The organism is Streptomyces sp. CT34, from assembly GCF_000805335.1.
Lineage (GTDB): Bacteria > Actinomycetota > Actinomycetes > Streptomycetales > Streptomycetaceae > Streptomyces.
The window spans coordinates 5285884-5305996 of sequence record NZ_KN708638.1 but is presented as its reverse complement, the minus strand read 5'-3'; the positions used below and the strand labels follow the sequence as shown (position 1 = coordinate 5305996).

The window sequence follows — 20113 nt, the reverse complement described above, 5'->3', positions numbered from 1 at the left end:
ACGGAGTCCTAATAGTGCTTGCTGCGCTTGTCGGTCCTACAACGCTGGAACACCGAGGCCATACACCCGTATCGGCAGTACCCGGCCTGGGCTGAACGATGGGCCCCGTACCACCGTGGAATACGCAAGCTGGCCCGGGGCCGCCCCGATTGCCGTGGGTGTGCCGTCGCCCCTGTCCCGTCGCGGATTCAGGAACGGACGACAACGGGGTCGACCCAATTCAGTCAACCCCGTTTGGCCCAGGTGTCTGTCAGGCAACTATCGGCATTCCCGTAGCTGGTGAACTACGGGGCCCCAGGCAGAGCATCGCCGATCCGGCGAATGCCGCCCCGCCCGACAGAACCGCCTCAGTCGGAGCGGCGGTGGGCGTGGAGCCGAGCGACGCAGGCGTGGCGTCCGCGATGGTCAACACCTCCCAGCAGATCGGCGGCGCCATCGACACAGCCCTGCTCAACACCATCGCGGCGAGCATCACCAGCGCGTACGTCGCAACTCACTCGTCCGGTGCCCAGAACACGGCGCGCGTCCACCAGGAGGGCATGGTCTCCGGGTTCACCACGGCCTTCTGGTGGTCGGCCGGGATCGTCCTGGTCGCCGCCGCGCTGGTCGCCGTTTGTGTGACGGCCGGCCCGCTCGGCCGTCCCGCCGCGGCGCAGGAGCCTGCCGGGCCCGAGGGCGCGAAGCGGAGCCGACCCCTGTGGCTGGCGCCTGACCTTCCGCCCCGCCCCCTGGTCATGAGCACCGCCTGGGCGCTTCGCCATCTCCAGCAGCTCGGGCAGCAATTCGCCGAACCGCCCGCGCCGGGCCTCCGAGAGGAGCTGCTCAGCAGCATTCACCTGGTATCACTCCTCGTTCGCTTTTGCCCATTCTGGGCGCACTTCTGTCGATACATGGGACATGCTTTTACCTTTCCATTAGCTCTCCTTGGTCATCGCCTGATGGACTGTTGCGTCGATAACGCTGAGGGGGGAATCGACATGGCTATCGAGCTGCCTGACGAGGTGGTCTCGTTCCTCCAGTTCATCGGGGTGAACTGGCCGAACGTCAATGAGGACAAAGTCCGTGAATTCGCCTCCCACGTAAGGGACTTCGCGCAGAAGCTGGACGACACGCACAAGGACTCGACTGCGACGATCCACCAGCTGGCCGAGGTGTATCAGGGTGCGTCGTACGAGGCGTTGCTGGCCAAGTGGGGGCAGCTGTCGAACGGTCACATGACGGAACTGGTCAACGCCTGCCACACGGTGGCCACCGCGCTCGACATTGCGGCGGACACGATCGTGGCGATGAAGGTGGAGGCGATCGGTGAACTGATCGTGCTGGCCATCACGTTCGTGGCCGATCAGGCTGCCGCGGCCGTCACCCTGGGGATCGCGGAGGCGGCCGAGGCGCTGGTCATAGCGGCGGGCAAGAAGCTGGTGAACTTCCTTGAGCAGCAGTTGGAGCAGTACATCATCGGGCAGGTCATCGAGGCCGCGATCAACCCGTTGGTGGACGTGGTGGGCAAGGCGGTGAGCGGCATGGTCTTCCAGGCCGCTGAATCCGCGCTCGGTGTCCCTGCCACCGGCGGGAGCGGGGGTGGTGCGGGGGCGAGCTTCTCCATCCATCCAGAGGAGTTGCACAAGCGCGCCGAAACACTGCGCGGGCATGCGCAGACCGTGGCGTCACACGCCGCCGAATTCGAATCGAAGGCTGCGGGAGTGAGCTTCGAATGAGCAACCGGATCGTCAAGGCGCTGGAGCACGGCGCGGAGAAACTGGGCAAGACCCTGGCCAAGGACGCGAGCAAGGCCGTCCAGGACCTGTACCACGATGCCGGGGGCCGGCTGAAGAAGGTCGCCACCAACCACGCCGAGAACGACGCCAAACACGCCGCGGAACTCGACAAACTCCTCAAGGGCAACAAGCACGACATGCCACGCGCCCCGCACGCCACGAGCGGCGCCGGCCGTCCTCGCGGCGGAGGCACGTCCCGCGGTGCCCGTAACGAAGCCGAGTCGGGCCACCCCAACGACAAGACCCGTCGCGACGAGAGCAAATGTACCGACGGTACCGACCCCGTCGACCTGGCCTCGGGCAAGGTGTTCCTGTCCCAGACCGACATCACCCTGCCCGGCGCGCTGCCGCTGGCCTTCACCCGCAAGTACGAGTCCTCGACCCGTATCGGCCACCACATCGGCCGCTCCTGGTCCTCCACCATCGACCAACACCTGGAGATCGACGACAAGGGCGTCGTCTTCGTCACCGAGACCGGGATGCTGCTGCGCTACACACTCCCGGAGACCGGCGAGCGGGTACTGCCCACGGACGGTCCGCGCTGGCCGCTGATGCGCACGATCCAAGGCGACTGGGCCGTCCACGACCCGCAGACCGGACAGACCCGCTACTTCAGCGACGCCCTGCACGCGCCCGGTATCGCGCTGCCCGATGAGATCACGGACCGCAACGGGCACCGGATCACCTTCGACTACGCGGATGAGACCGGCATCCCGTACGCGATCCGGCACAGCGCCGGCTACGAGCTGAAGCTGACCTGCGACGAGAAGGGCCGTCTCGATGCCCTGCACCTGGTCGGCGCAGCCGAGGACGGTTCGGACCAGCTCATCAGGTCCTACGGGCACGACGATGACGGCAACCTCACCACCGTCACCAACTCCGCTGGTGCGGTGACTCGGTTCGAGTACGACACCGAGCACCGGATGACCGCCTGGGTGGACTCCAACGAGTCCCGCTACGAGTACACCTACGACCACCGCCACCGCTGCATCAGCCAGTCCGGCGCCGAAGGCCACCTGGCCAACCGTTTCTCCTACGGTGAGCCTGATCCGGAGACCGGCGAACGCACCACCGTCCATACGAACGGGCAGGGCGCCAGCACCCGGTACCGGATCAATGAACGCCTTCAAGTCATCGCGGTCACCGACCCGCTCGGCAATACCAGCCGCACCACCTACAACACGGACGACCGGCCTGTTCAAACCACCGATCCGCTCGGCGCCACCACACATCTTGCGTATGACGAGGGCGGGCGCCTCATCGCAGTCGTCCGCCCGGACGGCACCACCAACACCGCCACCTACACCGACCTCGGCCTCCCGACGGAGGTCACCGGCCCGGACGGCCAGACTGTCCATCAGGAGTACGACGCCAAGGGCAACCGGACTGCTCTCACGGACGCCGCCGGACGCACCACCCGCTTCACCTACGACGGACGCGGCCACCTCACCTCCGTTACCGATCCGCTGGGAAGCGTCACCCGTATCGAGTGCGATGAGGCAGGACTTCCGCTCACCGTCACCGACCCGCTCGGCGCCACCACCACCTTCCACCGGGACGCATTCGGCCGCGCCACTTCCGTCACCGATCCCCTCGGCCACACCACCCACTACCAGTGGGCCCCTGAAGGTCACCTCGTAGCCCGCCTCAACCCGGACTCCACACAGGAAGCGTGGACTTACGACGGCGAGGGCAACTGCACCACCCACACCGACTCCCTGGGTCAGGTCACCACCTTCGAATACGGTCACTTCGACAAGCTGAAAACGCGCACCGACCCGGACGGCGCACGTCACGAGTTCCTCCACGACGCCGAACTCCAGCTCGTGCAGGTAACCAACCCCCAGGGCCTGACATGGTCCTATGAGTACGACCCAGCGGGCCGCCTGGTCTCCGAGACGGACTTCGACAACCGAACCCAGACCTACACGCACGACCAGGCCGGGCGCCTGACCTCGCGCACCACCCCGCTCGGCCACACCATCCGCCTCCAGTACGACGCCCTCGGCCGAACCCTCACCAAAGACGTCGACGGCGAAATCACCACCTTCACCTACGACGCCGCCGGCCGCCCGCTCCAGGCCAACTCTCCAGGCAGCGAGCTCATCTGGACCCGCGATGAACACGGGCAGGTCGTTGCCGAGACATCGAACGGCCGCACCACCACCTTCAGCTACGACGTCCTGGGCCGCCGAATATCCCGCACCACTCCCACCGGCGCGGTGAGCCGATGGAGCTATGACGCGGCGGGCCGGCGTACCGGACTCGACACATCCGGCCACGCCCTGGCCTTCGCACACGACGCACTCGGCCGGGAGCTCTCCCGCACTCTCGGCGACATCACCTTCGCCCACACCTACGACGCCCTCGGCCGTCTCACCGACCAGCACGTCACGTCAGCCGCTGAAACCATCCAGCACCGTGCGTACACCTACCGTGCGGACGGCTACCTCACCGGCATCGACGACCACCTCAACGGCGCGCGCCACTTCGAACTCGATCCCACCGGCCGGGTCACCACCGTCTCCGCCCACAACTGGACCGAGACCTACGCCTATGACGCGGCCGGAAACCAAACCCATGCCACTTGGCCCGACCGCCACGCGGCGCCCGAAGCCCGGGGTGAGCGCGCCTACACCGGAACCCGCGTCAATGTCGCCGGAGGCTTCCGCTACGAATACGACGCGGCCGGCCGCACCACCCTGCGCCAGAAGACCCGGCTGTCCCGTAAGCCCGACACCTGGCATTACAGCTGGGACGCCGAGGATCGCCTGGTCGCCTGCACTACCCCGGACGGGACCTGCTGGCGCTACACCTACGACGCGCTGGGCCGCCGCACCACCAAACAACGCCTGGCTGAAGACGGCGAGCACGTTGCCGAGCAGGTGGCGTTCACCTGGGACGGCACCACCCTGTGCGAAGAGACCACGATCATCCATGGACGAGCGACGCAGGCCACCCTCACCTGGGACCACCAGGGCCTGCGACCCCTCGCGCAAACCGAACGCATCATGGCGACAGATGCCTCACAAGAGGTGATCGACTCCCGCTTCTTCGCGATTATCACGGACCTGGTCGGCACTCCCACAGAGCTCGTCTCCGAAAACGGCGAAATTGCATGGCGCACCCGCAACACGCTCTGGGGATCCACCACTTGGAATCGCCAGGCCACCGCCCACACCCCTCTACGGTTCCCAGGGCAGTACTTCGACGTCGAGACTGGCCTGCACTTCAACTACTTCCGGCACTACGATCCCGAAACAGGTCGATACCTGTCGCCGGATCCATTGGGACTTGAACCCTCTCCCAACCCGGCTGCATACGTGCCGAATCCGCACAGTATCGCGGACCCGCTGGGCCTCAGCCCCTACGCACAGGACGGCAAGAAGGAAGATGGCAACTTCGTCTATCGAAATCTTCGACCGGACGAGGACCCTCGCCATGGCCTTGACGCGAAAAACCCGAACGCCACTTATAAACCAGCCGGTCACGTAATTCACGGCAGCAAGCCGAACTGGAAGTCCCAGTTCATATCAACGACAAGAAGCGAGGAGGTTGCACTTGGTGAGCAGTGGACCACCGGGCGGGTGGTGAAGATCGATCTTGACAAGCACCCTGGTGGAATCCACGACCTCTCCACCCCGGAGGGGCGGACAGCGAATGACATCCGCGGCGTCACCGCTGTCAACCGGACCAAGGCGTCTCAGGAGGTACTGTTGACCGGGCATGTGCCGACAGAGGCAATTTCTTGGGTAGTTGGAGGTCCCTGAGATGGACAGCGTTGTAGCGGAACTGGCCTCGTCGTGGGAGCGATTCGACGTTTCATTGAGGATGCGCCGCGGCTTCGACGAGATGGCGTTCAACCAGTTGAAAACCGCCTTGGCCCAGTGCGCCGAGTCCTGGGCGTCCAGCGACACCATTCCGCGCCTCGCAGCAAATATCTTGGTCGACATTTTCCCGGCAACGGAAGGAAATTCGCCCCTCTATAGTGGTCCCGAGGCCGAAAAAATCACGGAAGCCGCATACGAACTTCAGGAACTGGTGACGGAATGCGTCGCAGTTGACGAAGAGTCACTTGGGTAAATAGCTGTCGTACCGGTCCGGCGGCTTGTCAGGTCAAGCAGCGTTTCTGTTTGGGTTGGGAGGGGCGGGGCTCCAGGAGCGGGCCCCTCCCCCACCGGTACGACGGAGCTCCTGGCCAGCGGAGTGCCGGTGCCGGGTTTGTGGGAGGACTGTGCGGGCGATCTCGAAGTCGGTTTCACCGGCCGTTGGTCGCTGCGGACCCGCCGCCGGCGCGCCGCACCTCGGCGATACGGCCTTGCGCCGATCTGAGAGCGACGTCACCGTTGTGGAAGTCCTTCAGCGACCTCATGAAACGGTGTTGCTGTCGCCCTGATCGAAGGCGAGTGCACAGTCCCGGCTACCTGCCCGCACCTGAACCACGAACGTCCGCCACGGTGCTGCGGCCTGCGGGTCGGGGATCGGGAAGTAGTAAACGGTGTCCGGCACGACCCGACCGAGCTTCGCACACCGGCTTGAAGACAGCCGACTCGATGTGGCCGTGCGCGTCCGCGGCTCGGAGCAAAGCCCTGCCGAGAGCCGCGTCGGCAGCGGCATAGCGAAGGATCAGCTCCCGCCCACCGAACTGGAGCCAGGCGACCGCTTGCAGCGCCCTGACCTGTGCGGGTGCGGCCACGGGCGCCGGAAGCGCTGCGTGGGACCTGTCGGACTCCCGCGCCCCCCTGTGTCCGTCTGCCACGCGGCCACGGTCGTGGCTCCCAACGCCACGGCGCACAACACGCTCACACCGACCCGACCTGGGCGATCCGCCTCCGCGCGCTCCCGAGCGGTGAAGCCGGTCCGGACCAGATACGGGCCGCAATGTTGGCACAACAACGGATCCTGCTGGTCACTGATGTATCCCACGCAAGCCGGCCCGTGTCGACAGAGCGGGACACGACGAAAACTGCGGTGCTCAAGGAACACTCCACAGCGGTGACGGACACGCAAGTCCGCGGGCGGCAGGTGACGGTCTACGAGCGGCGCGGGTAGAAGGCCCGACGCGATTGCGACGAGCCAGCCCCTTCTCGCGAGCGCGCAGGACCGCCGACTGGATATGACGTCCATCCTCCACACGAACCACCCCTTCACCCCGACTCGTCGTGCCACCCGAGAGGTTGACTCCGCTTCCGATCGCACGGGGCCACTCCGTCGTACGCAAGTGCCGACAGTCCGTCGACGGCCTCAGCACCCGCCTGCCGGGCAGCATGCTTGGCACGAGCCCGGCGCATTAGGCGGGACGTCGGCCCGACCGTTGATCCGTCTCCGTCTTGCGGGAGAGGCGGGGCGACCTGGGCGACGAGACGGAGTGGCCGCAGTCGTCTCAAAACCGACAACGACGGCGCAGTCCGACTTCCACCCTCTCCGCCTCAAGTTCACCAACTTGCCAAGATCTTTTCTACTTATATAGCTTTTAACGCGATCAAGAGACATGGCGCCAGGTTGGCGCCTTTTACGAGGGAGGGACTGCTAGTGATGAAGAAGACGATCGTGGGATGTGTCGTTGCCGGGGCGGCGCTGATGGGGGCATCGCCGGCCTTTGCCGCGTATGAGAGCTACTCGCCCGGCGGCAAGGCGGGGTCGTGGACCCAGAAGAACGACACTCAGGTCGCAGCGATGATCCACAGTCGGGGCCTCAAGGCTCACGCCGACTACTACCGCACTACCGACTCGGGCAGCTACTACACGCTGTGGAACAAGTCGGGGATAGTCAACAACATCGCCTACAGCGGCGTTGGCGGGCGCGTGACCGACCTGCGGACCTGCAACTGGGTTCCGGACAACGACGATCAGTGCAGCAGGTGGGAAGTCCGCGGCTGATGCTCTGAAAGATCAGAGATCTCGCTTCCCAGGCACTCAGGCGCCGACACCACTCAAGCAGGTACAGAACCTCTCGGGGCAGGAACACAGAATCATGATGAAGAAGACGATTGTCGGGCTCGCTGTGGCGGGAGCCGCACTGGTGGGGGCATCGCCCGCCGTCGCCGCGTTCGAGAGCTACTCGCCCGGCGGCAAGGTCGGGGCATGGAGCCAGAAGAATGACACACAGGTCGCAGTGATGCTCCACAGCGCCCGCAACATAGGTTTCGCAAACTACTACCGCACTACGGACCCTGACAGCTACTACACGCTGTGGAACAAGGGCGGCCCCCGCAGCATCACGTACAGCGGCACCGGGGGTCGGGTAACCGACTTGCGCGCCTGTACGTGGGTCAAGGACAACAACGACGAGTGCGGCCGCTGGGAAATCCGCGGCTGATTTTCGCCGCAACCCGCCTGACCTGCAGGTCACGCGGTTGTAGAAGGTGAAACGGCAGGGTGGGAAAGGCGTTGTGAGCCTCCCACCCTGCCAGTGCTGCGAGCGGGAAGTGAGAGAGGGACCAGTGGGTCAAGGCAACGGCGCACGAGTTGACGAGCGCATATTGAACATCAGCGGGCTTCACTACGCGGTAGCTGATCGCGTACTGCTGACTGGCCTGGATCTGCAGGTCGCAGCAGGTGAGTCGGCAGCGATAGTCGGTCCCAGCGGCAGCGGCAAGAGCACACTGCTCGGCTGCATCCTTGGGCTGATCCGGCCGTCGCAAGGGCGAGTTGAGGTAGCAGGCCAGGACGTCGTCCGAATGAGGCAGCGTGCCCTGGAGCGTCATCGCAGCCGTCACATGGGCGTGGTTTTCCAATTCGGCGAGCTTCTGCCCGAACTGACCCCTGTGGAAAACGTGGCCCTGGCGGCCCTGCTGGGTGGAGTGCCAACCAGAGAAGCCTATGAGCGTGCGGAAAGTCTGCTCCGTGACCTTGGTGTTCCCTGCAACGGTGTTCCGACCGGTCAGCTTTCGGGTGGTGAGCGCCAACGGGCCGCCGTGGCCCGAGCCTTGATTAATCAGCCAGCCGTCCTGTTGGCGGACGAGCCGACCGGCGCGCTGGACCGCGCTACCCGGGACGCCGTTGCAGAGCTGCTTTTCGACGTCCCGCGACGCTGGGGTTGCGCCCTCGTGGTGGTGACCCATGACTCTGGGGTCGCGGAACGGGCCGACCGCTGCTTTGAGCTTACGGATGCGGCACTCGTCCAGCGGATGACGGGGGGCCATTCATGAAGGGCAATTCGCTTTCGTGGCAGTTGTTGCGGATGGGGCAAGCGGCCGGGAAGCGGGCTGGTGGCGGTCGGGTGCGGGCGGTCGCACTGTTGCTGGCGACGGCCGTTCTGGGACTCGGGCTGACAACGGTTGCCGCAACGTACGCCGCATACGACGGAATCGCGCAGCGGACAGCCGCACGAAGCCCGCAATTCCATGACGCCTTTCCCACGCGGCCTGTCACAGCGTTGGCGAAACCGACCTTCGATGAGATCGAAGGAAGGCAGTTCAGCCTGGTCTACGTTCGCCCGCTGTCCCCTCACATGGCGCTGCCACCGGGCGTTGATCGCTGGCCCGATCCCGGCGAGGCGTTCCTGTCGCCGAAGCTGACGCGCCTTCTGCAGGCTGAAGGCGCGTTGAACAGATACGGCAAAGTGGCTGGAACCATCCGTGACGAGGGCCTGGCCAGTCCCGGTGAGCGATACGCCTACGTCAACCCCACAGACCGACAGCTCGACAAGCAGAGCGCATTTCCCATCGTCGGTTTCGGCGACCGAGGGATGCCCACCGGCGACGTGCGGTTCATCGCTGACCGCGGCAAGTTCCTGACCGCCCTCTATCTGATCCTGCTGCCGGCCGCCGCGCTCGCTGTTGTCGCGTTGCGCATGGGCTCTGCAGGACGGGATAAGCGCGCTGCGCTCGTCAGCGCGTTGGGCGGTCGCTGGCGCCATCGTGCTCTGCTCAACCTCGGTGAGTCAGTGGGACCCGTGGTGGCCGGTGCCGTACTGGGCACACTGCCTGCGCTGTCCGTGGCGGCCGTCGGGAACGTCCGGTTGCCCTGGATCGACTACTGGTTGTCGTCGGCGGACCTGCGACAGTGGGTTTGGGCGATTGCCCTTGCCGGTCTTACCGCCGCAGTCGGGATGCTCCTTCTCGCGTGCCTCGTGCATCGCCCCGCGGCACGAAAGAAGTCTCGCTCGACGCGGCTCGCCGCCAGTAGAAGCCGTGCGCTTCACTGGGCGGCGCTGGCCTGCCCCGTCCTTCTCTTTGCCACGGTGTGGGGACCGGCTCAGCTGGACCCCTCTCACTACGCCGACCTGAGGATGAAGCTGTACAACACCGGTGTCGTGGCGGTGATGGCTACCCTGCCCTGTGCCGTTGCCGTCTGCGCGGCGGCGATGGGCCCGCAGTTGGGTCGTTGGTCGAGGCGTACCGGTGATGTCGGAGCCTTGGTCTCCGGCCGGCACATCGCAGCACACCCCGGAGTGACCGCGCGCCTGGTCGCCGGGATCAGCATCGCTCTGGTGCTCGTGAGCCAAGTGCAGTTGAAGAATGCCCAATTCGGTACGAGTGCGCAGGCGGCGCAGGCCACGGCAAATCGTGTCGGGCACAGTGTGCTGCTGATGAGCGTCTCCGACCGACTTCCCCGGAACCAGGTGGACAGCGTGCTCCACCAACTCCCCGCAGGAGTGGAGACCCTTGCGGTGTACCGACCGAGCAACCCCAGCTCTTCGGCACCGGCCCGGATCCAAGGCTCCTGCCACGCCTTGCGCACTCTGCAACTCACCTGTTCACCCCAGCCTGTGGTCACCCCGGCACAAAGGGTGGATCAACGGCTGCTGGAAACCTTGCGTTGGGTCGGCCCCGTGGTTGATCAGGTTGAGGTGCGACAGGCCCCCGTCCTGCCAGCTCTCTCGTCCAAGGCTCCCGAAACCCTCGTCCTCGTTTCCGCCGATGGCAAGGACCTGCCCGAGACACAGATCAAACAGCTTCTGCGGGACGTACTGCCGGTCTCTTCGGCGACCGTCGATACTCCGGGTGCCGGGTGGCTGGTCGGCGCCAAGGAATCCGTTGCGCATGGTAGGTGGGTGCTGTTCTTCGGTGTGCCCGGTGTGCTCATCGTCGCTCTGGCGGTTGCTCTGGCCAACCTGGCCGAGTTCCTGCGTTTCAGCCGCAAGATCGCGCCTGTGAGCGTGCTTACCGGTCATCGAAAGATCTACTACTCGACTGCAGCCTGGACCCTCCTCGTACCGCTGTTGGCCTCAGTCGCCACCAGCGTGGTAGCTGCAAGCTGGTTGGCAGCTCCCCAGGAACGGCCAGCAGACGGTGTTGAACTGTCGAACAGCATCCTCGCCGCTACGTCTGGCGCACTCGCTCTCCTGGCTCTCCTTACCTGGTGGTGGGGCTCGCGAGCAGCTGTCCGGCAGGCGAGCGACTGGCGCCCCTTTGGGGAATGACATACCGCTGGCGCGGGACCAACAGACGGCAACTGGACCGTACTGAAGAGGAATGACAGGCGTCAGGTCCCGCGCCGGTGCGTTAGATCGAATTTCCCGGTGCCCCAGGTACCACGCCTTGGCAGAGCATGGCATTGCACATCGCCGCGACGTTGACCGGTGCCACTGTCGTCTAGCAGGTCTCCTATGCGGTTTTTGCAGGCGTCGTCGCCATGATCTGGCGCGGCCCCGCGCACCTGGATGCGGCCGCTGGGACATTCGGCATTCGGTCGGGTGAGCCAGACCCCCTACACAATAGGCAATTGGAGGCACAGTGCGGCACGGTCGCATATCCATCTGCACCAGTCCGACCGTCCTCGCACTCGCCCTTGGGCTATGGGGCATCACCCGCGAACACAGCATGTGGCGCGATGAGGCGGCGACCTGGCAGGCAGCGCATCGGCCGCTGGCCGAGATAGGACACATGGTCGGCCAGGTCGACATCGTCCATGGCCTGTATTACGCGGTGATGCACGGAGTGTTCGCCGTCTTTGGCGACAGTCTGGTCACTCTGCGGCTGCCGTCGGTGCTGGCTACCGCCGCTGCATGCGGATTGACCGCGCTGGTTGGCGCCCGGCTGTCGAGCCGCCGGGTCGGGGTGGGGGCAGGGCTCGCCCTGGCAGTCGTTCCCGCAGTCCAGGAGCACGCCCAGGAAGGGCGGCCCTACGGCCTCGTCCTAGCCTTCGTGGTCCTCGCGACCTGGCTTCTCGTAGGCGCCCTTGAGCGGCCGCACAGCCGGCAGTGGGCCGGGTATGCGACGGCGGTTCTGATCGCCGCGCTGCTCAACTGGTTCTCGCTGCTCGCGGTTGTCTCGCACGGCATGACCATGGTGTACGTCCGTCCTGGCCGAACTCGACTTGTCAGATGGGTTCTTGCCGCCTCCGGGGCCGTTGCTGTGGCCCTGCCGGTGATCCTGGCCAGCCGGGCCCAAGCCTCGCAGGTCTCCTGGATCCATCCGCTCGGCTGGTCGACGGTGCTCGGGGTGCTGATCACCGTCACGATCGCGGCCCTCTGTGCGCGCCTGCCGCTCGCGCGCGTGTCGGACAGCGTGCGCGAGGAGGTGCCGCATGCGCGCGTGAACCTCGCAACCGTCGCGCTTCCCCTCTGCGCGGTGCCCCAGGTCGGCCTGGCTTTGATCTCTCTCGTCAAACCTCTCTACATCACCCGCTATGTGCTGTTCGCGTACGTGGGCCTCGCGCTCCTCATCGGCGCCCTGCTGGCCACGATCGCCGCGCGCCTCAGAGCGCACGCCCGAGTGCTGCTTCCCGCCGCCGTCGCCCTGGCCCTCCTGGCGCTTCTCCCGATCGAGCTCCGTCTGCGCACCGTGGAAAGCCGGGTCGACGACGTACTCAATGCGGCAGCAACGGTCGGACAGGTCCGCGACTCCGCTGACGGTGTGCTCTACATTCCCGCCGCGCGCCGCGACACCGCCCTCGTCTCACCCCGCGAGTTCACGGGCCTGCGGGATCTGGCCCTGGCTCAAGGACCGGTGGAGTCAGGAACGCTCAAAGGCATAGAGGCCGAACCGCACGACATCGAGCGGGCCATGCTGGCCACAAGGCGCATAGTGCTCGTCACCGATCCTGAGCTACGCCAAGCCGGCACGGCACGCGACCGCGCCAAGCAACGCGTTCTGGACGAACACTTCGTGCGCCGCTCAGACAGTATCGAGCGAGGGCGCCGGGTGAGCCTCTACGAACGACGCGAGCCGGGACGACCCACAACCATGGCTGTCCACCTCGACGGTGCCCCAGCCGCCTCCGTTTAGACGTCATCTCATTTGGCTGTCTCGGTAGATGTCGGCTGTGGTGGGGATTATTGAGCGGCTGGTGTGGACGGGTTGTGGGCGCTGTTCCAGAGGGTGGTACCGGAGGCGCCGATGCGTCCTCAAGGTGGCGGGCGGCGTCGGTACGGCGACCGCGAGGTGTTGGCCGCGATCGTGTTCGTGGCGACGTCCGGCCTGTACCTGGCAGCAGTTGCCGTCGGCGTCCTTCGGGCCGTCGGGAGCGACTGCCCATCGGCGGTTCGCCGAGTGGAACAGGGCCAGGGGTGGGCGAAGCTGCACCGCCTGGTTCTCGACGAACTCGGCTCCCGTGGGGAGTTGGACTGGTCGAGGTGCGCGATCGACTCGGTGAACATGTGGGCGATGAAAAGCGTGACGACATGACACCCCCGCCCGGCCGAAGTGAAGCGACGAGGGGAGACTGCCCGGCCATCAACTCCACCAACCAGAACCATACTTAGCCGCGACAATCCACTAGGACAAGTCCTCGGGTACGACGGGAGATCGCTGAAGAAGTGGGGTAGGTCTGGTCTTACTGTTCATGTCTCCAGCAGAACCCACGAGGTGGCTGCTCGGGCAGGTCGTCATCGTTCCGTCACCTGTTGGAAGAAGCCCGGCCATACAGGGCGCGCAGTCCGGTCATCCAGCCTTCGGGAAGGTGAAGGGCGTAGCCCTCTTCGGTGAACCAGGGGTGCGCTGGTAGGCGACGCGCTGTCGTCCCCGCACCCGCGGGGGTTGTTCCGTGCGGAACCCGTTAGGGGGCTCTCGGTGACCGTCGTCCCCGCACTCGCGGGGGGGGAGTTCGTGGAACCGCACTTCCCCCACTGGCAGTCACCGGTCGCCCCCGCACCGGGGGCACATCGCCCACGGGCAAGGGCGGCGGCACCGCGGACGTGACCGCACGACCGCACGCCATCGGGCTCCCGGTCGACATGGTGTGCCCCCGGAGTCACCCGGTCAGGATGGACTCCTGCTACGCCCCAGAACGCCTCGCCGCCTCTCCTCACGGCTTCGGTGCGAAACCCAACTGCTCCATGAACTGGAGCCCGTCGGAACTCACCCAGTATTCGGTGAACTTCCCATCGCGGTAGCGGAAGATGTCCATCCCAGCGAAGGACACTTCCGTTCCCGGTTCAGCCGGAGAACCGGGGAGTTCGCCGTTGTACTTTCCGCGGAAAATCCATCTGGCAGACACCAGGTCTTTTTCCACGATAGGGCCCACTACAACTTCTACCCGGTGTTCTGAGAAGAGCGATACGCCTTTCCGTACCATCTCGGCGAGTTGCACCGGTCCGTGCACCTCGCTGCCCGGCCAGTGACCGATGAAATCGGGTGCCGCGATCTGCTCGGTGAAGCCCTCCATCTTCTGCGGATCGGCATGCCACAGTTCGTCGATCCACTGCAGATAGCGGGACTTGATCCGCTCCGTGCTCATCTGCACCTCCACGACACATCATTGCTTCGGGTATGCGTACGCATACACTAACGGCTGATCAGATGCCGCCCTAGTGGATTGTCGCGGCTAAGTACGGTTCTGGTTGGTGGAGTTGAAGGCCAGCAGTCTCCCCTCGTCGCTTCACTTCGGCCGGGCGGGGGTGTCATGTCGTCACAGAAGAAGTATCCGGTTGCCTTGAGTGCTGAGGATCGTCAGGCGTTGGTGCGGGTGACCACGACGGGAGTCCGTAGCGCGTCGAAGATCAGGCGGGCGCGGGTGTTGCTCGCGCTGGATACATCGGTCGGCGAGGTCGATCCGCGGGCGGTGATCGCGGACCGGGTCGGCGTCTCGTGCGAGTCGGTCCGGCTGGTCTCGAAGCGGTACGCGGAGACCGGCGGCGATGTGTGAGCCACGGTCGGCCGGAAGGAACGCGCCTGCCCCCCGGTGCCCTCCCCGGTGACTGGCGAGGTCGAGGCGAGGCTGATCGCGCTGGCCTGCTCGACGCCGCCCAAGGGCCACGCCCGGTGGTCGCTGCGCCTGTTGGAGAGGCACGTGGCGCTGATCGAGGACATCCCGAACCTGGACCACTCCACGATCGGCCGGGTTTTAAAAAACAGAACTGCGTCCTCACCTGAAGAAGTGCTGGACCATCCCGCCCGCCGCGAATGCGGCCTTCGCCGCGGCGATGGAAGACGTCCTGGCGGCCTACCGCCGCCCCTGCGACCCGGAGCGTCCGGTGGTGTGCATGGACGAGAAGCCGTACCAGCTGCTCGGCCACGTCCGCGACCCGCTTTCCCCGCGGCCCGGCCGTGACCACCGCGAGGACGACGAGTACGTCCGCTCGGGACCTGCTCGATCTTCTGCTGGGTTGAACCGCTGCGCGGATGGCGACGCGTGGATGCCCAGCCCCGCCGGACCAAGGCCGACTGGGCGCGCCAGGTCGAACACCTGCTGACTGTGGACTATCCCGACGCCGCCACGGTCGTGCTGGTGATGGACAACCTCAACACCCACACCATCGCCTCGCTCCATGAGGCGTTCGACCCTGGGAAAGCCTTCACGCTGGCACAGCGCCTGGAGATCCGCCACACCCCCAAGCACCGCTCCTGGCTCAACATCGCCGAGATCGAGCTCTCCGCGCTCACCCGCCAGTGCCTGGACCGTCGCATCGACGACCTCGCCGTGCTCAACGCCGAACTCGCCGCCTGGCAGCAGCAGACCAACAGCGACCAGCGCCAAGTCGACTGGCACTTCACCACCGACGACGCCCGCGTGAAACTGCGCCACCTCTACCCAGCCACACAGCAAAACTAAGCAGCGACAATCTATTAGTGTCCTGAGTCGGGTTTTCGTCGTTGGTTGTATGTGACTCAACGAGGACCGAAGATCCCGCCGGTGACGGTAACTGATGCTCAAAGGACGGTGCTTGAGGGGTGGGTGCGTCGCCGCTCGACTGCGCAGGCCCTGTCGCTGCGATCGAGGATCGTGCTCGAGTGCGCCGAGGGCTTGTCCATCATGGAGGTTTCGCGCCGGCTGCGGATCGCTCCGGACACGGTCCGCAAGTGGCGACGGCGTTTCCTGGAACACGGCCCAGATGGCCTGTGCGACGAGCCTCGGCCCGGTGGCCCCCGGAAGATCACCGATGCCGATGTCGAGCGGGTGATCGTCAAAACCCTCGAGGAGAAGCCGACGAACGCCACCCACTGGTCGACGCGGTCGATGGCCGCGGCGACGGGGATGTCGCAGTCGGCCGTCTCGCGGATCTGGCGGGCGTTCGCTCTGGCCCCGCACCGATCACAGACCTTCAAGCTGTCCACCGACCCGCTGTTCATCGACAAGGTCCGCGACGTCGTCGGCCTCTATCTCGACCCGCCGGAGACGGCTTTGGTGCTGTGCGTGGATGAGAAGTCGCAGATCCAGGCACTGGACCGGTCTCAGCCCGTCTTGCCGATGATGCCCGGGGTACCTGAACGCCGCAGTCACGACTACGTCCGCGCCGGCACCACCACCTTGTTCGCCGCCTTGGAGGTGGCCACCGGCAAGGTGATCGGATCACTCCACCGCCGGCACCGTGCCGCCGAGTTCAAGAAGTTCCTGATCAAGCTCGACAAGGAGGTTCCCGCCAAGCTCGCGGTGCACTTGATCCTGGACAACTACGCCACCCACAAGACACCGGCGATCAAGAAGTGGCTGCTGGCCCATCCCCGCTTCCATCTGCACTTCACCCCCACCGGATCATCGTGGTTGAACCTGGTGGAACGGTGGTTCGGGGAGCTGACCAGCAAGAAACTGCGACGCAGCGTCCACCGCTCCGTCCAGGCCCTCGAACGCGACATCCGTACCTGGCTGGCCGACTGGAACGACAACCCACGACCGTTCACCTGGACCAAGACCGCCGACGAGATCCTCGAGAAAGTCACCGCATACTGCAAACGAATCCCCGACTCAGGACATTAGCGGTAGTTCGTTAAACCCGGCGGTAGAGATCAAGAGGTCTGGCGGTGGTGACCGCGTCGAGCAGGGCTTGGAGTTCGGCGGGCGGGTCCTTGTCTGTCCAGGCTTGCCACCAGCGGTGCAGGGTGGTGGCCGGGGTGAGCCAGGACCGCACTGCGCGTAAGGCCCTGGGCCAGCAGGGCGGTTGGGGCTGGTGGGGTGTGGTTGGTCCCCCTCTCTGTCCCGGTGTCGGGGCAGGGGTCCGGTGCGGTGGCATCCAGTGGTCCGGGTGGGGCGAACCACTGGTCCCAGCAGAAGGTGAACGCGCAGTTCACCAGGGTCTGGTGACGGCGGATGGCGGTGTCGGAGCGGACCTGGAAGTCGACCCAGCCAAGTTCGTCCTTGATCTGTTTGTAGCTCTGCTCGATCCACGGCCGCAGCCCGTACAGGCGGACGATCTCGGCGAGGTCGGCCGGCCGGTGGGGGCTGGTGGCGGTGTGGGGCGCGTCGGGGTGGGGCAGGTTGGTGGCCAGATACCAGGTGGCCTTGTCCGGCAGGGTGGCCGGGTCGGTGGTGGCGACGACCAGGCGGCACGGGCCGTGGGGCTGCCAGCCGCCGAGGGTGGCGTCGGCCGCCCACCAGGACTCGGTGTGCCCGTCACGGAAGTGCCGCTCGACCGAAGTCCAGTCACCGGGGTACCCGGCATCCCGCCAGGCCAGGGCACGGGCGGCGTCGACGGCTGTGTGCGGCTGGTCGGCCGGCGCCCAAGTGCCGCGGTGCGGCGTGAGGTGAACCACGTAAGGCAGGCGGGCTTCGCGCAGCGTGTAGCACCAGTCGTCGCTGACGGAGTAGGCGCAGTCGGCCACCACCACCCGGCACGGAAAGCCGGCCTCCTTGCCCGCGGCCGCGAGGGCGGCCGACAGCTGAGGCTTGGCGCGGAAGTCCGGATCGTTTCGGCCGCGCCGGAAGTGCTGGGCCGGGGTGTACGGCACCGCGTGCAGCAGGTAGTACACCCGCCCGTCGGTCCACACGGTGGTGACGGTGACCACGCAGTTGTCGGTCTTGCCCCACCTTCCCAGCCACTGCCGGCCCACGTGCGCGGTGGCTTTGCCGTCCTTGCGGTCCCCGGAGTCGTCGATGACGATGGCCCCGCCGTCGTGCGGCGCGGTCTCCGGCTGCTCGCGCAGCATCTCCAGCCGCCGGTCATTGACCTTCCCGGAGTCCCAGGTGGACTCCGAAAGGAAGAACTGCAGCCGCTGCACCGACGGTGCCCCGGCGCCCACGACCGGCTCCGCCCCGGTCAGGCAGTCAGCGTCTTGTTCCGGTCCCGCGGCGCCAGCAGCCCGGTCACGTACTCCCGAAAGCCGCGACGTTGGGCCAGACCGACGAAGAGGTCGTCGAACCGGGCCGCGTACTCCTCCAGCGGACCCGGCGCGGACGGACACGGACGACGCGCGGTCATCGTCAACCCCCAAGACACGGCCAACCCTCTAACTGCTGCTGACGAATCAGGGGGGAACGAGACCAGCGAAACGTCGCCGCTGAGTCCGAGACGGGCACGCAGCCCGTCGCCTGTCCCAATGAGCGGAGGCCACGCACCTCACGCAATCCAGTCGACGCAGGTCACCCGGATGCGAACGACTACATGCTTTGAGATGGGTCACCCGACGGGTGCTGTATTCCCCACCCAATGGTGCAGCGAGCGTACGGTTACCGAACCTGGGCCTCCGAGCAGCTGCGCCGCCTCTCGGGCGCGGGCGGCCCGTCCTGGTCCCGAACTTTGCGACGGGCAGACTTCCCCCGCGACCTCGCCGCGTTCCCGCCGTCGGTGAGCTTCGCTGTCCGCCGCCGTGCCAGGCCCACGGCGTGCGGCCGAAGCGCCGGTGCTCTGGCTGCCGGGAGTGCGAATGGTGGCTTCGGCATGGTCGCACGGTGCGGGCAGCGGGCCTGACGTGGGTTCAGGGGATGAGCTGAGCGAGTGCTCCGGTCACGGCGGCCGCGAGGGTGAGGACCGCGGCGAAAGTGGTGGCGGCCCGCATGAGGGCGGCGGGGTAGGTGGCGCCGTCGAGACGGGCGAGAGTGCCCGCGGCGGCGGCGACCAGCAGCGCGAACACGACGACCAGCACGGTGGTGAGCAGGACAACGGCGAGGCGGGTCACGACAGACTCCCTGTAGACGGTGGGGTGTTGACATAGTCGAAGGTCGCGGAAACGGTGTTCGCCGGGGTCCAGCCAGACGAAGATGAACACCAGCGCACACAGCTGGGGTGGACGGGTGCACGATGAACATGGCGAGCGCGACGCGGCGCTCACCGAGCTGCGCGAGAAACTAGCCGACGGGCTGGCCCGCGCCCGACTGACCAAGACCCAGCTCGCCGTCCAAACAGGACTGGGCCGCACCACCGTTCAGGAGGCATTCCGGGCCGGCGCGCCCGCTCCATCGGCTGAGACGGTAGCGGCCTTGGCCCGCGTGCTGCGTCTGCCAGACACGGAACTGCTGAACCTTCGACGGACCGCGGCCTCAGAGGCCAGTCCTGTGCTCGCTGAGGACCTGGGCCCGGGCAAGCCGATTGGCGAGTGGAACCCTCACGACCTGGAGGTCCACCCTGCCGGAACCGCCTCCGGCGGGCACCAGCAGGGCGCTGTGCAGGAGTGGGTGTTGCCCGGCTACGTCCCGCGCGGTCACGACCGGGTTCTCGCAAAGGTGGCGGCCGAGGCCGCACAGGGCAAGAGCCGGATGCTGGTCCTGATCGGAACGTCTTCAACAGGCAAGACAAGGGCCTGCTGGGAAGCGGTCCAGCCACTCGCGGCCCAAGGGTGGCGGCTGTGGCATCCCTACGACCCGACCCGGGCCGAAGCCGCGCTCGGCGACCTCGAACGCGTGGCCCCCTACACGGTGGTGTGGCTCAACGAGGCCCAGCACTACCTCGGCAACCCCCAGATCGGCGAACGCATCGCGGCCGCCCTCCACACCCTCCTCACCCACCCCGAACGCCGACCGGTCCTCGTCCTGGGCACCCTCTGGCCCGAGTACGCCAACCAGTACACAGCCCTACCGCGCCCCGCCGAGCCGGACCCGCACAGCCGGGTCAGAGAACTCCTCGCCGGACGCACCCTCACCATCCCCGACACCTTCGACCAAGAAGCACTACGCACCGCATCCGCCCTCGCGCAAAACGGCGACCGACTGCTGGCCGACACCCTCACCCGAGCCCGCTCCCACGGACGGATCACCCAAGACCTCGCCGGAGCCCCCGAACTACTACGCCGCTACGAGCACAG

At 66.3% G+C, this 20113-nt stretch carries 16 protein-coding genes and 2 pseudogenes; 13 read left to right on the top strand and 5 right to left on the bottom strand.

Annotated elements, in window-relative coordinates:
• Positions 1 to 365: 365 nt before the first annotated feature.
• The 10 genes and pseudogenes from RZ84_RS41605 to RZ84_RS23220 form a co-directional block, all read left to right on the top strand.
• Positions 366 to 605 (top strand): annotated as a pseudogene (locus tag RZ84_RS41605) (MFS transporter); the annotation flags it as partial.
• 129 nt (positions 606 to 734) lie between these two features.
• Positions 735 to 1715, top strand: a complete 981-nt coding sequence (locus RZ84_RS23260) for a WXG100-like domain-containing protein (RefSeq protein WP_347232809.1) — start codon at positions 735 to 737, stop codon at positions 1713 to 1715.
• On the top strand, positions 1712 to 5545 hold the full coding sequence (locus tag RZ84_RS23255; protein WP_078894109.1) for a DUF6531 domain-containing protein: 3834 nt from the start codon (positions 1712 to 1714) through the stop codon (positions 5543 to 5545). The genes RZ84_RS23260 and RZ84_RS23255 overlap by 4 nt, the downstream gene beginning before the upstream one ends.
• Position 5546: 1 nt before the next feature.
• Complete coding sequence (locus RZ84_RS23250; RefSeq protein ID WP_043265911.1) at positions 5547 to 5858, top strand: hypothetical protein; 312 nt, start codon at positions 5547 to 5549, stop codon at positions 5856 to 5858.
• Positions 5859 to 7310: 1452 nt separating this feature from the next.
• On the top strand, positions 7311 to 7655 hold the full coding sequence (locus tag RZ84_RS23245) for a hypothetical protein (protein WP_157878885.1): 345 nt from the start codon (positions 7311 to 7313) through the stop codon (positions 7653 to 7655).
• A gap of 94 nt (positions 7656 to 7749) precedes the next feature.
• Entirely contained in the window at positions 7750 to 8094 is a 345-nt protein-coding gene (locus RZ84_RS23240) for a hypothetical protein (RefSeq protein ID WP_043265909.1), read from the top strand.
• 46 nt (positions 8095 to 8140) lie between these two features.
• Positions 8141 to 8926 carry an ABC transporter ATP-binding protein gene (locus RZ84_RS23235; RefSeq protein WP_347232779.1) on the top strand — a complete coding sequence of 262 codons (786 nt, stop codon included), beginning with the start codon at positions 8141 to 8143 and terminating at the stop codon, positions 8924 to 8926.
• Positions 8923 to 11142, top strand: coding sequence for a hypothetical protein (locus tag RZ84_RS23230; RefSeq protein ID WP_043265908.1), 2220 nt, complete (start codon positions 8923 to 8925; stop codon positions 11140 to 11142). Before RZ84_RS23235 ends, RZ84_RS23230 begins: the two co-directional genes overlap by 4 nt.
• 400 nt (positions 11143 to 11542) lie before the next feature.
• Positions 11543 to 12949 carry a glycosyltransferase family 39 protein gene (locus tag RZ84_RS23225; RefSeq protein WP_078894108.1) on the top strand — a complete coding sequence of 469 codons (1407 nt, stop codon included), beginning with the start codon at positions 11543 to 11545 and terminating at the stop codon, positions 12947 to 12949.
• Positions 12950 to 13012: 63 nt separating this feature from the next.
• Positions 13013 to 13333: pseudogene (locus RZ84_RS23220) on the top strand (transposase); the annotation flags it as partial.
• Between the two features lie 634 nt (positions 13334 to 13967).
• Here the strand turns inward: RZ84_RS23220 and RZ84_RS23215 are convergent.
• Together RZ84_RS23215 and RZ84_RS41600 are read right to left on the bottom strand one after the other, a co-directional pair.
• Positions 13968 to 14411: an ester cyclase gene (locus RZ84_RS23215; protein ID WP_198540033.1), complete on the bottom strand. Its 444-nt coding sequence runs from the start codon at positions 14409 to 14411 to the stop codon at positions 13968 to 13970.
• A 200-nt stretch (positions 14412 to 14611) separates the two neighbouring features.
• A complete protein-coding gene (locus tag RZ84_RS41600; RefSeq protein WP_241777827.1) occupies positions 14612 to 14992 on the bottom strand; it encodes a hypothetical protein in 381 nt (126 codons plus the stop codon).
• Between the two features lie 262 nt (positions 14993 to 15254).
• Here RZ84_RS41600 and RZ84_RS23205 point away from each other — a divergent pair, with 262 nt between their 5' ends.
• Both RZ84_RS23205 and RZ84_RS23200 read left to right on the top strand, forming a co-directional pair.
• Positions 15255 to 15713 carry a transposase gene (locus tag RZ84_RS23205; protein ID WP_157878996.1) on the top strand — a complete coding sequence of 153 codons (459 nt, stop codon included), beginning with the start codon at positions 15255 to 15257 and terminating at the stop codon, positions 15711 to 15713.
• Positions 15714 to 15764: 51 nt separating this feature from the next.
• Complete coding sequence (locus RZ84_RS23200; RefSeq protein ID WP_043265906.1) at positions 15765 to 16856, top strand: IS630 family transposase; 1092 nt, start codon at positions 15765 to 15767, stop codon at positions 16854 to 16856.
• 29 nt (positions 16857 to 16885) lie between these two features.
• Here RZ84_RS23200 and RZ84_RS23195 read toward each other — a convergent pair whose 3' ends face one another.
• From RZ84_RS23195 to RZ84_RS23190, 3 genes are all read right to left on the bottom strand, one after another.
• Positions 16886 to 18115 carry an IS701 family transposase gene (locus tag RZ84_RS23195; RefSeq protein WP_241777825.1) on the bottom strand — a complete coding sequence of 410 codons (1230 nt, stop codon included), beginning with the start codon at positions 18113 to 18115 and terminating at the stop codon, positions 16886 to 16888.
• 17 nt (positions 18116 to 18132) lie between these two features.
• A complete protein-coding gene (locus tag RZ84_RS41595; RefSeq protein ID WP_241777824.1) occupies positions 18133 to 18294 on the bottom strand; it encodes a hypothetical protein in 162 nt (53 codons plus the stop codon).
• A 496-nt stretch (positions 18295 to 18790) separates the two neighbouring features.
• On the bottom strand, positions 18791 to 18991 hold the full coding sequence (locus RZ84_RS23190; RefSeq protein ID WP_043265905.1) for a hypothetical protein: 201 nt from the start codon (positions 18989 to 18991) through the stop codon (positions 18791 to 18793).
• 82 nt (positions 18992 to 19073) lie between these two features.
• Between RZ84_RS23190 and RZ84_RS41590 the strand changes: the two genes are divergently transcribed.
• Positions 19074 to 20113: helix-turn-helix domain-containing protein (locus RZ84_RS41590; RefSeq protein ID WP_241777823.1), on the top strand; the 1040-nt coding region annotated here is incomplete at its 3' end.